This window comes from Paenibacillus forsythiae T98 (assembly GCF_000520735.1).
GTDB lineage: Bacteria > Bacillota > Bacilli > Paenibacillales > Paenibacillaceae > Paenibacillus_AQ > Paenibacillus_AQ forsythiae.
This window is the reverse complement of the sequence record NZ_ASSC01000369.1, coordinates 26,855-38,846: the sequence shown is the minus strand read 5'-3', so window position 1 is coordinate 38,846 and position 11,992 is coordinate 26,855. Positions and strand designations below refer to the sequence as shown.

Here is an 11,992-nt window from a genome sequence, read left to right as displayed (position 1 = left end):
GCAGCGGCTGTCCTCGGACAGCCGTGACGTTGTTGCCATTGCTGCGGCGGCTAGTGATCTGTCGGTCGTCATGAGCTATGGCACCCTTCGCAGGGTTGATACGGAGCCTCTGGGTCCACTGCTGGAGCAGTTGTTTCTGCGAGGATGCCTGTTCCTGGAGGAAGCTGCGGGCTGCAACGACGAAGCCGCCGCAGGGCTGGCGGCCGCGATCAGCGAGCTGAACGCCGTAGCCCAGCGGCACAGCGAAGGGGTGGACGAGGCACTGTGGGTCCGCTCGCTGGGCGGCCTGGCGATGCGCGACGACCGCAATCCCAAGCTATCCGGTCTGGCCTGCGCGATTTTGCTGGAGAGAGGCGAGCTGAGCGCGGAAGAGGCCGGAGCCGAAGTATCCCGCCGCCTTTCACCGGGCATATCGCCCGAGCTCGGTGCCGGCTGGTTCGAAGGTCTGGCCATGCGCAACCGCTACGCATTGCTTTCCCGGCTTAGCCTGTGGGAGGAACTCGACCGATATATCGCCGGATTGGACGAGGAACAGTTCCGGCGTGCGCTGGTTTTTCTCCGCAGGGCGTTTAGCTCTTTTTCTCCGAGGGAGAAGACCATGGCCGCCGAACTGCTGGGAGAGCTGTGGGGAGTGGACGTAGAGCAGGCCGCTGAAGTCGTGACGGGAGAGCTAAGAGAGGATGAGAACGCGATGATCGAAGAACTGAACGAATTTGATTTTGAGGACTTTTAAGATGAGCGGCCGGGACCTTAACAGAGATACGAGGCGTTGGAGGCTAATTCTCGGAAGGGAAAGCGAATCCCAACTGTCCCGCGGGCTTGGCCCCGGGGGGGAAGGCGTGCCGCTTACGGAAGAAGAAGCGATCATGGACCAGGCACTGGCTGCGATCTACGATCCGGAAGGCATGGCTCTCGGACGGGATTCCATCGGTAGCGCTCCCCGTAGCGCCGGCCTTGGCCCCTCGGCGCCGCACATCGCCCGGTGGCTCGGGGATGTGCGGACCTTTTTTCCCGAGGAGGTCGTTTCTATTATCCAGAATGACGCCATGGAGCGCAAAGGCTGGAAGCAGCTGCTCTTCGAACCGGAGCTTCTGGCTTCCGTCAAGCCCGATATCCAGCTCGTCGGCACGCTGATGTTGCTTAAAAGCAAAATTCCCGAGCGCACCAAGGAGACGGCCCGCGTACTGGTGCAGGCGGTCGTGGATGATTTGGTCCGCAGACTGGAGAACGATATCCGGCAGGCGGTAGCCGGGGCGCTGAACCGCCGGCGTCATTCGCCGCTGCCCTCCCTGAACGGTATCGACTGGAAACTGACAATCCGCAGAAACCTGAAGCATTACAACCGGGAGAGGGGCATGTTGATTCCGGAGAAATTTTATTTCTTTGACAGAGCGAGGCAAAGCAAGGAATGGACGGTGATTCTGGATATCGACCAGAGCGGGTCCATGGCGGATTCGGTCATCTGGGCGTCCGTTACCGGCTCGATCTTCGCTTCGCTGCCGGCTCTCGACACACGGGTCGTTGTATTCGATACCCAGGTAGTCGATCTGACGGAGACCTGTGCAAACGATCCTGTCGATATGCTTTTCGGTATCCAGCTTGGAGGCGGAACAGATATTCAAAAGTCAGTCGCTTATTGCGAGCAGTTTATCGAGGAACCGAAGAAGACGCTGTTTATCCTCATTTCAGATCTTTACGAGGGCGGAAGTCAGGCTGGATTGATCCGTCGCATGCGGGAAATGCGGGAATCGGGAGTGCGGACTCTGTGCCTGCTAGCGCTATCTGACAGAGGCAAGCCTTTCTATGACGAACGGGTAGCAAGCCAGCTCGCCCGGGATGGAACCCCTTGCTTCGCCTGCACTCCAGATATGCTGCCCACGCTCGTGGAAGGTGCGCTGAAGGGCAGCGATTTGCCGAATCTGGTCAAGTCACTGGGTATCGAGCCGGTGTGATGCTAAGGTGCAGATATTTATACATCGCGTTGCAGTTTCAGCTGATTCAGGCGCTAGTGCCACCGAATCTTTTTGGCAGCCGCAGGAGACAAAGTTTGCCTTTCGGCAATATAATCAATAGAACGTTTGGCCGCTGGGGATACATAGCGGTCTTTTCTCCATTTCAACCCTACTTCCCATTCCCGGCCTTCCTCCCGAATCGGAACCCACACAAGTCCATCCGGCATAAGGCCGAGAGTTTTAGGAAGAACCGATACCCCAAGCCCGGCTTTGATAAACCCCGCCACCGTGGGCAAATCTTCCGCATAAAGTGGATGCCAGCATATAACCGGTATTCTCGAACCGGGACGTTATGGTGGCTTTCAATCCGCGGTTTTCTTGAGGCCAACAAAGGCTTCACCGGATAAATCAAACAAACTTAAGGAAGAGAAGATGCCAGCAAATCGGAATGGCCTTTCTCGAAATGCTCGTTTATGTCGCCAAGATGCCTTGTGTCAAATCGAAGCGAACATTTTCAACACCCAATAGGTTTCTGGGGAAGTATCATTTGGGTGAAAAGTGAATTTGAGAAATTCCAAGATAATATGAGATGACATCTGCCCAACCACTTATCATCAATTTCGAGTCATTTGTTGATTAATCAACAAAACGCATTGATATAGCCATTGAAAGTATCCAGTTACCTTCTATAATTATAAACATATGTTCATTAACCAACAATCAATGTTTTTATCATACCATTAAGAAGGTTGGGGTGCGTTTTCATGGCTAAAGGTAATAATTTATTGATTTTAATTTTGACCATAGGGGTTTTCGGCATTATTAATACCGAGATGGGCGTTATTGGGATACTACCTTCCATCGCTGAACATTTTCATGTCAGTGTATCAAAAGCAGGATTGCTGGTAAGCTTCTTTGCACTGGCTGTAGCAGTATCCGGTCCAACTATGCCATTGTTGTTTTCGGGGATAAACCGGAAGAAGGTCATGTTGCTTGTACTTGGTGTTTTCCTACTGGGGAACATTGTCTCCATATTTACAAGTAGCTTTACCCTTGCATTAATTGCTCGTGTAGTTCCAGCCTTTTTTCATCCGATTTATTGTTCATTGGCATTTACAGCAGCTGCCGCCTCCGTTAGAAAGGAAGAAGTCCCAAAAGCCGTTTCGAAAGTTTTTATTGGGGTATCTGCGGGAATGGTAGTCGGTGTACCGATCGTAAGTTTTATTGCAAGTGCCGTTTCGATTGAAATGGCGATGGCATTCTTTGCTCTTGTGAATGCGATTGTACTTATCGCTACAATATTATTTGTACCATCGATACCTGTTAAGGAAAGACTTTCTTACGGATCTCAAGTAAGGGTATTACAGAAATCCATGACCTGGCTTTCCATTGCAACTGTTATTTTATTAAATTCCGCCGTATTTGGAGTTTACAGTTACCTTGCTGAATATCTGAAATCAGTTACGAATATGTCTGCAAATTCAATTAGTTTAACGTTAGTCTTATTCGGTGGAGCCAATATTATCGGGAACGTTATAGCAGGGAAATTATTAACCAACAATGCGAATAAATCAGTTTTAGCCTTTCCTTTTGCATTAGGGATCGTTTACATCATTTTCTTTTTAGCAGGTCAGTTTACCATGCCTATGGCGATCATCACTGTAATTTGGGGGATATTAGCAGGTATTGGAGGTAATATCAATCAATATTGGATTATCTCTGCAGCCTCTGAAGCCCCTGACTTTGCTAATGGATTATTTTTAACGTCCGCTAACCTGGGAACAACCCTTGGTTCGGCCGTAGGTGGGTTATTTATCTCAGGAATGGGTACACAATATGTCGTATTGGTAGGAATCCTGTCATTAATATTGAGTTTGATGACGATCTTACTAAGAATCTATATGAGCACTCCTAAACAACAACTTTCCAGGTAAAAAATTTATATATCAAAAAGGCTGGGTATTTTCGTTGCCTGGCCTTTACTTTTTTGCTGTTGTATATCTCAAATTATACGATTCTATCCAATAACTCTCCAACTTTTTCTGCTATGGCACGAGGCGGATAAGGCATTCCATTCTTTAACCACCATTCAACTACCCCTACGTATGCATTAGCAACAAATTCAACAACTACATCTTCACTTTGACCGGCATTTTTCCCTTGTGTAATGTCCACATCTTTCCTGAATTCTTCGATATTAAACTGAAGGAAGCGATTACGAAAATAAGGAGCTCCTTCACTCGCTAACATCGTCGAAAAGAATAAATAATTGCTCTCAAAGTATTCCATACAGTGCACAGTCGATTCTAAAAAATTCATTTCAGCCGCCGACTCGCAAAAATTACTCATATTGTATATATGTTCTTCCATGATCTTGTCTAATAGGTCGAATTTATCCAGGTAATGAAGATAAACGGTTCCTCGGTTCACATTTGCCCTGTCCGAAATATCTTGAATGGTAATGGTATCAAAACTTTTTTCAGTCATCAGTTCAATAAGAGCCTTTTTAATGGCTTCTTGACTTTTGGCTACTCTTCTATCCACTTTCATTGCTGGGTCACCAGACTTTCTATAGATAATTAACACTTTCTTTTGACGATTAAAAGCAACATCCTTCAATTTTATTATTATAAACGATTGTTGTTTAATCAATCAACGATGATTTTTGTAGAGTAATTAGAAATGAAAAGGGGTGTTACTTAGTATGTCCAATATTCGGAAAGTTTGGTTTATCACAGGTGCTGGACGCGGCATGGGCGTCGATTTTGCAAAGATCATAACTTAAATTTGATAATAAACAATTTTAAATAAAATGTTGAATAAACAACGAATCACATTGATTTAACCATTATATACATCTTGTTTGTAATTATAAAACTTGCTGCTTTGCTTGCCCTCACCCTCACTGCTTGCAGCAATAATAATATGAATATGAATAATATGTCTCAGCAAGAGGCGAGTACCCCGGGTGCTGAGTCTGGAGAATACGCTGAAATTGGATCTGGGGCCAACCTTTTTACGACATATGATCGGGGAGATATTCATGAAAACATCTATATAAATAGCAGAGAAGCGATTGAAGCCGTGCAGAATGGAGAGGAGCTTCCGAGCGGCACGGTTATCACTCTCGAGGGCTATAAAGATGGAGAGCCTGAGCATTAGGAGGTAACTGAAATACCTGCTCATGCGAATCTATCTGGATTACTTCAAGATGTTCTTTTAACCATGTATTTAAATCAATATAAAAATTAATTGAATCGCTCAATAGAAAGAGGAGAATGGTTTGAGTCGAATGCTTTTCTGCCTTTCCGCGATAATATTGATCGAGCTGCTCAAAGTGGAGTCAGGTACTTGGTTCAAACCGGAAATTCACTTCGTGATGATCAGGTCATAGAGGCAGCAAATGAATACGGAATGGTGATGGCCAATTCGGGTATCCGATTGTTTCATCATTAAATTTACATACTTCAGTATCAAGTTTGTTGCACTGCATTCTCTGCTTCATTTAAATCTTTTTCATAGTTAGCTTTTTTGTGCTCAATAAGAGCCAGTTGTGCCTCAATTTCGTGTTTTTTTGCTAAAAGTATTTCTTCTTGATTTAAGACAATGGAGTACTTCTCTTTCAGTTCCATTTTATCTTCCCTTGAGAGACCGAGATAATGGAAAATCATATCAATTCCCATTCCTGTGCTTCTCATACATTGAATCATTCTCAATCTCATAATTTGATCATCAGAGAACAGGCGGATGTTATTCTTATCTCGCGCTACACCTTGCAGCAAACCGATATCTTCATAATAGCGGATTGTTGGTTTGGGTAGGTTAGTTATTTTTGATACTTCCTTAATAGCGTATTTTGGTTCGGTTCCATAAATAAATTCTTCCATATTATTTCTCTCCTATATCACTTTGTTCAAGTTACTTGAATGTACAAAAATTACGATAACACATGAATGGAAGAAGAACAAGTCATGGTTATTAGAGTTAAATAGATGATAGTTTCCACAAAAATTATTTTTAATAATATTTGACTTCAAGTTACTTGAACTGAGTATAGTGATTCACGAAGCAAGTAATCATGAATATCGCATAGGAGGTAAATGGATGAACAGGAATGCAGTAATGAAACTTATTGACAAGGTATATATCAATGGAGAATTTGTAAAACCCGACGGAACGGAGCGAATGGATATTATCAATCCGTCGACAGAAGAATTAATTGGGCAGGTGCTGCTGGGAAATGAAACAGATACCAGAAAGGCGATCGCAGCCGCGAAAGAAGCATTAAAAACTTTCTCACGAACATCAATTAAAGAACGGGGTCTAATGCTGCAACGGATACACGATGCAATTCTGTCAAGGGCTGCTGATTTAAACCAGGCGTGCATGGAGGAATATGGTGCGACAGCTAAGGCAGCAGAATTTAGAACTCAGATTTCGGCTGATAGCTTCCTTTTAGCAAAAGAAGCAATGGAGGCTTTTGAATTTACCAGACATATTGGGAAAGCAAAGGTTGTTTTTGAACCGTTGGGCGTCGCTGCTGCGATTACGCCTTGGAATGCGAACAATTCCCAGATTGCTATAAAAGTGGCTACAGCCATATCAGCAGGCTGCACGATCGTTGTAAAGGCTAGTGAATTTTCCTCCATTCAGACTCAAATATTGGCTGAGTGCTTCCATGACGCCGGATTGCCTGCCGGTGTAGTTAATATTGTGTATGGATTGGGAACTTCAGTAGGCGCTGAATTATCCCGTAATCCGGATATTGCATTGATTTCTTTTACAGGCTCTGCGAATACTGCAAAGGCTATACAGCATAGTGCTATTGATACAATGAAAAGAGTCGTTCTGGAATTGGGGGGCAAATCAGCAAATATCATTCTGGATGATGCAGACTTTACAAAAGCGATCCCTCGTGCCGTTACGAGTGCTTTTGGAAATCACGGGCAGATGTGCATTGCCGGCAGCAGATTATTGGTACCAGAGCATCGACTTGATGAAGTAAAAGAGCTCATCAAAGTGGCGGTTGAGAATACCAAGGTGGGTTATCCATGGGAAAATGACACATTTATTGGCCCACTGATGAATGAAAATCAATACAAAAGAGTTCAACGATATATCAAAATCGGTATGGAGGAAGGTGCGGATTTAGTAATTGGCGGAGAAGGACACCCTGAAGGTTTAGAGAAAGGTTATTTTGTAAAGCCGACCGTTTTTGCTAATGTAACCAGTGATATGACGATTGCCAGAGAAGAAATATTTGGACCCGTACTATCTATTTTGACGTATCGAACGGAGGAAGAAGCTGTAGAAATTGCAAATGACACAGAGTATGGATTAGGTGCATATATCAGTTCTTCTAATATAGAAAAAGCGAACCGCATTGCTTCTCAGCTTGTTGCCGGAACAGTTCTTATTAATGATGGTATTTTCGAAATGAGAGCTCCCTATGGTGGCTTTAAACAATCTGGAATCGGGCGTGAGGGTGGCATATATGGCCTCGAAGAATATCTTGAGCCTAAAACCATACTGAGTTCTAATTAAGCAATGTAGATGTGAGTTCACTCTGAAAATATCCTGGCTGCCGAAAATCATAAAAGGGTAGCTATGCGCAACGCCATGAACATTGACGCAGATCCAAAAACAACACTTACGGTTCCTTATTCTACTAATACGAGGAGTGAGATCTATGAATGACGCTAAGATGAATGATGCCAAGTACGCCCTGGTCACGGGGGGCAACAAGGGGGTGGGGCTGGCCACGGTGCGCCAGCTGGCCGAGCGAGGCATGACCGTCCTGCTCGGCAGCCGTGACGCCCAGCTCGGCGCCCACGCGGCCCAGGAACTCGCCGAGGCTGGCCTCACGGTGAAACCCCTCCAGATCGACATCACGGACGACACCTCAGTCACGACCGCAGCCGAATACATCCGCAGCACTTTCGGGCGCTTGGACGTGCTCGTGAACAATGCGGGCGTTATCGTGCGCAAGCAGGCGACCGAGGTGACCGCCGAGGACATGCATACGGAGTTCGAGACTAACGTCTTCGGTACGGTCCGCGTTATCCACGCGATGCTTCCGCTGCTGCGCGAATCCAAGTCGCCAAGGATCGTCAACGTCTCCAGCGACTCAGCCATGTTCGCCAAGGCTACCGAGACGGGGTCCATGTTCGCCCGCTCCCACGAATCGTTCTCCTACTCGGCGTCGAAAGTAGCATTGAACATGTTGACCGTCAAGTACGCCAACGCCTTCCTCGACGACCCTGCGCTGGCGCAGGTGAAGATCAATGCCGTGACGCCCGGATACGTCGCAACCGACCTGAACGGTTTCCGTGGTGTACTCACCACGGAGGAGGGAGCACGCGCCTCGGTGCACTGGGCCACCATCGGCGATGAAGCCCCGACGGGCGGTTTCTTCGACGAAAACGGCCCAGTGCCCTGGTGATGTGCTAAACTTCACGGTCCGAAGGTCCCCCTGCTGGCTGGTCGGGCGGTGTGCGGATTACTGCCGCGCGGGACGCCCGACGCCCGACCAGCCGCACCTCCAGTGCGGAGCGGTGTGCGTGGGCGGTACCTCTCGATCAGCAGGGAAAATGATTTCTCAAAGAGTTAGTTGCAATGAAAATATTGGGCATGTTAATATTACGCTAACACTGACGATAGGAGTTGAAGAGGATAATGTAATATTTCTTGCTTAAGTTTAAAGAATAAAACAAGTTCTGTTTGCTCTGTTTTGTTCTTTATTAACAAGAAAGTTACCTTATTCTTTTCACTCAAAAAATATATCCTGATTTGACCCTACGCAGGGTTGGATTTGCTTTATTTTTTTGAGCTACAAGAAAGGTCAACTTTCTTGCAGCTCTTTTTTATTTGAGAAGAAAGGAGGTTGAAATAAATGTTTGAAATTGTGAATGTTTATGTGAATCGTTCATTGTCCGTTGGTACGGTTCACGATCAAATTAAACGGATGCCGGGGCATTATCCATCTATCGATAGATGCACGTAGCGACTTTAGCTACAAGCTTCGTGAATTAAATCTAAGTTGGTTAATGCATATGCTGCTTTTGGCATTTTCTCCGGCTCAAGAGGAGAAAAAACATGAAATCAACTTCGAAATATGAAAGAATTCAACACTTATTGTCGGATTTAAAACAACCTGCATATCGTTTCCAACAAATCGCGGACGCGATCTTCAAGCAAAGAATTGGTGAATATGACCGAATGATTATAATCCCAAAAGCTATAAGAAACGAGCTAATAAAAAATTTTGGCGAAAATGTTTTGAACTTAACTCCAGTTATGCAAGAAACATCTAATCAAGTTAATAAAGTGCTTTTTGCTATTGAAGGTAATGAACATGTAGAAGCAGTTCAACTAAGCTACGAACGCGGCTGGAAGTCATACTGCATTTCAAGCCAATGCGGATGTGGATACGGTTGTCGTTTCTGTGCTACAGGAACTATTGGACTAAAACGGAACCTAACAGCAGATGAAATAACCGATCAACTGTTGTACTTTCATTTAAACGGACAGGCTTTAGATAGTGTTTCATTTATGGGGATGGGGGAGGCTTTAGCCAATCCTTATATTTTCGATACGCTCAAAATTCTAACAGATTCACGAACCTTTGCCTTAGGGCATCGCAGAATTACAGTTTCCACTATTGGGATTATACCGGGGATAGATCGGTTAACAAAAGAATTTCCACAAGTTAACCTTACCTTTTCACTTCACTCCCCTTTTGATGAACAACGGAGTGAGCTTATGCCGATTAATAATCGTTTTCCGCTTAATGACGTGTTAAACAAGATAGATCAGCATATTAGTGGTACAGGTAGGAAAGTTTACATTGCGTATATATTACTTCGGGGAGAAAACGATTCAAATGAGCACGCAGAAGCTATCGCTACTTTATTAAAAAACCGAGGTCCTTGGGAACATTTATATCACGTCAATCTGATACCTTACAACTCAACCGACGTAACACCTGATAATTTTCATCAATCTGACAAAGAACGAGTTCAAAGGTTTGCTCATATTTTAAAGTCAAAGGGAATCAAAGTCACTGTGAGGACTCAATTTGGAACGGACATTGATGCAGCATGCGGTCAACTTTACGGGCACAATAAGTGAAAATCAGATCGAAAGGAGAGAATACACCATGGCTAATATGAATTTTACAGTAACTCATGTTCAATTCCATGCAAAGACAGACATTTGGTGATATTTGCATGGAATAATATGATCACCATTCATGCTGGCTGTAACTATTTATAATATGGAAGGTAACCGTGTTAGTGAAATGGAACTGAATGAGTCCATTTTTGGTATTGTTCCCAATGAATCAGTTATGCATGATGCAGTTGTGAATTATCTTGCAAATAAACGTAGTGGAACACAATCTGCATTAACGCGTGGGGAGGTTAGAGGTGGCGGTAGAAAACCCTATAAGCAGAATAAAATCGATAAATCTAGAGCAGGTTCAATCCGAATGCCACATTGGCGTGGCGACGGAGTTGTCTTTGCTCCTAAGCCCCGAGACTATAGCTACAAGCTTAATAAAAAAGTTAAACGGCTTGCTATACAATCTGCATTATCAAGCAAAGTTAGGAGTAAAGAATTTATCGTTGTTGATGAAATTAAATTAGAAATTTACAGAACAAAGTCTATAGTGGCCATGCTTAATGCTCTTGGTGCAGAAAAAAAGACACTAATTGTTACACCTTCGATAGATAACTATGTTTTTAAAAGTGCTAATAATTTACCTGCTGTAGAAACCGCTGTAGCCGACTCACTTAATGTATACAATATTTTGAATTGTGATAAATTAATAATTGCTAAAGAAGCTGTCACAATAATTACAGAAATACACTCGCAATAAAAGAAAACAGGGAGATGAGGCGGCCAAACCTTTTCATCTCCCTGTTCTTGTTTATATCTTAAAAAAGAATCGGCAAGACTGGCGTACGTTCTTGAGACAGCTCTGAATATTTTTGTTCGGTACGGCTATAAAAAAACTTCCATTGAGGATATCTCGAAAGCCGCGGGGATCACACGTCAGGGGATTTATCTTCATTTTAAAAATAAAGATGAGATCTTTAGTGCTTCCATTCAAAAAGCGTTGGACGACGGATTGCAATTCGCCGATCAGATACTTGAGGATGACCGTTTAACGCTGGAAGAAAAACTGTTTCAAGCTTTAGACGAGTGGTTTGGCCGTCACGTAGGATTCCTTAGAAGTTGTGTGACGCCATCCACTTGTGTTGTCAAGATCTTCGAGACTAGTTAGTATAGCCGGCTCGATGATCATACGCGGGGCAAGGCGGAGGAGTGATACGTCCCAGTAAATCCAACAGTTGGCTAACGGGCAGGATAGTTTAATGAATACCAAAATCATAATGATGAGATGGGTCAGGCTTGCTGGTGTTATTCATTCAAAATATGGACTATAATCGAAATATAAAGAATGACGGAATAAGGAGGTTCAAATGTCTGAACTAATCACAAATCAGCAGAATGAGCTCCTCAAAATCATTGAACGTTATACAGATTACGGCCCAAGTCACTGAAGCTACTCCCGATGCACCATATTTGGCTCTTAAGCTTGAATTTTCACCGAACCAGATCCTAGAGGTTTTACATGATTTCGAACTTCAAGTTTTGCCGAATGAAAATCGCAAACGAGCAATGTTTGTAAGCCAAATGGATTCGCCTTTATTAGATGCGGTTACCAGGTTAGCCCGTTTGTTGGATAATCCTAAAGATATATCTGCGCTTGCTCCACTATATACGGAAGAAATTCTTTATAGGGTGTCGCAAGGTCAGAATGGGGATATATTGAAGGGAATTGCAATAGAAGAGAGCTCAATTCGCCAAATCAGAGATGTTATCGAACATATCATGGACAATTATGATCGTTCTTTTCGGATCGAGGTTGTAGCAGCCATCTTCAAAGATCGGCTGCTTTTTTTAACTTGAAGGCTAGAATAATTCAACTATCCATATGACAGAATAGCGAAGACAGTTGGCGTATTGTGATAGTT

At 44.2% G+C, this 11,992-nt stretch carries 13 protein-coding genes; 10 read left to right on the top strand and 3 right to left on the bottom strand.

Annotated features, from left to right (window positions below):
- The coding region (locus L692_RS32660; RefSeq protein WP_025700131.1) for a DUF5682 family protein at positions 1 to 733 on the top strand (733 nt) is incomplete at its 5' end.
- Position 734: 1 nt separating this feature from the next.
- Complete coding sequence (locus tag L692_RS0111955; protein WP_025700130.1) at positions 735 to 1,952, top strand: VWA domain-containing protein; 1,218 nt, start codon at positions 735 to 737, stop codon at positions 1,950 to 1,952.
- Between the two features lie 53 nt (positions 1,953 to 2,005).
- Here the strand turns inward: L692_RS0111955 and L692_RS33525 are convergent, their stop codons facing one another.
- Positions 2,006 to 2,239 (bottom strand): LysR substrate-binding domain-containing protein, encoded by a 234-nt coding sequence (locus tag L692_RS33525; protein WP_025700128.1) that lies wholly within the window; start codon positions 2,237 to 2,239, stop codon positions 2,006 to 2,008.
- A 477-nt stretch (positions 2,240 to 2,716) separates the two neighbouring features.
- Between L692_RS33525 and L692_RS0111945 the strand changes: the two genes are divergently transcribed.
- The gene (locus L692_RS0111945; RefSeq protein ID WP_025700125.1) at positions 2,717 to 3,886 is read left to right on the top strand and encodes an MFS transporter; all 1,170 of its coding nucleotides are present in this window, start codon (positions 2,717 to 2,719) and stop codon (positions 3,884 to 3,886) included.
- A gap of 73 nt (positions 3,887 to 3,959) precedes the next feature.
- Here L692_RS0111945 and L692_RS0111940 read toward each other — a convergent pair whose 3' ends face one another.
- Positions 3,960 to 4,502 (bottom strand): TetR/AcrR family transcriptional regulator, encoded by a 543-nt coding sequence (locus L692_RS0111940; protein ID WP_025700122.1) that lies wholly within the window; start codon positions 4,500 to 4,502, stop codon positions 3,960 to 3,962.
- 375 nt (positions 4,503 to 4,877) lie between these two features.
- Between L692_RS0111940 and L692_RS0111930 the strand changes: the two genes are divergently transcribed.
- Positions 4,878 to 5,114: a hypothetical protein gene (locus L692_RS0111930; protein ID WP_156940411.1), complete on the top strand. Its 237-nt coding sequence runs from the start codon at positions 4,878 to 4,880 to the stop codon at positions 5,112 to 5,114.
- Positions 5,115 to 5,425: 311 nt separating this feature from the next.
- Here the strand turns inward: L692_RS0111930 and L692_RS0111920 are convergent, their stop codons facing one another.
- The gene (locus L692_RS0111920; protein ID WP_025700118.1) at positions 5,426 to 5,839 is read right to left on the bottom strand and encodes a MerR family transcriptional regulator; all 414 of its coding nucleotides are present in this window, start codon (positions 5,837 to 5,839) and stop codon (positions 5,426 to 5,428) included.
- 217 nt (positions 5,840 to 6,056) lie between these two features.
- Between L692_RS0111920 and L692_RS0111915 the strand changes: the two genes are divergently transcribed.
- The 6 genes from L692_RS0111915 (at position 6,057) to L692_RS0111895 (ending at position 11,927) form a co-directional block, all read left to right on the top strand.
- Positions 6,057 to 7,496 carry an aldehyde dehydrogenase family protein gene (locus L692_RS0111915; RefSeq protein ID WP_036723353.1) on the top strand — a complete coding sequence of 480 codons (1,440 nt, stop codon included), beginning with the start codon at positions 6,057 to 6,059 and terminating at the stop codon, positions 7,494 to 7,496.
- A gap of 145 nt (positions 7,497 to 7,641) precedes the next feature.
- Positions 7,642 to 8,394: an SDR family oxidoreductase gene (locus L692_RS0111910; protein ID WP_025700115.1), complete on the top strand. Its 753-nt coding sequence runs from the start codon at positions 7,642 to 7,644 to the stop codon at positions 8,392 to 8,394.
- Between the two features lie 653 nt (positions 8,395 to 9,047).
- Positions 9,048 to 10,082: a Cfr family 23S rRNA (adenine(2503)-C(8))-methyltransferase gene (locus tag L692_RS0111905; protein ID WP_025700113.1), complete on the top strand. Its 1,035-nt coding sequence runs from the start codon at positions 9,048 to 9,050 to the stop codon at positions 10,080 to 10,082.
- Between the two features lie 121 nt (positions 10,083 to 10,203).
- Positions 10,204 to 10,830 (top strand): 50S ribosomal protein L4, encoded by a 627-nt coding sequence (rplD, locus tag L692_RS0111900; protein WP_025700111.1) that lies wholly within the window; start codon positions 10,204 to 10,206, stop codon positions 10,828 to 10,830.
- Positions 10,831 to 10,908: 78 nt separating this feature from the next.
- The gene (locus L692_RS34010; protein WP_084463166.1) at positions 10,909 to 11,238 is read left to right on the top strand and encodes a TetR/AcrR family transcriptional regulator; all 330 of its coding nucleotides are present in this window, start codon (positions 10,909 to 10,911) and stop codon (positions 11,236 to 11,238) included.
- Positions 11,239 to 11,483: 245 nt separating this feature from the next.
- On the top strand, positions 11,484 to 11,927 hold the full coding sequence (locus L692_RS0111895) for an AraC family transcriptional regulator (RefSeq protein ID WP_232238773.1): 444 nt from the start codon (positions 11,484 to 11,486) through the stop codon (positions 11,925 to 11,927).
- Positions 11,928 to 11,992: the final 65 nt, after the last annotated feature.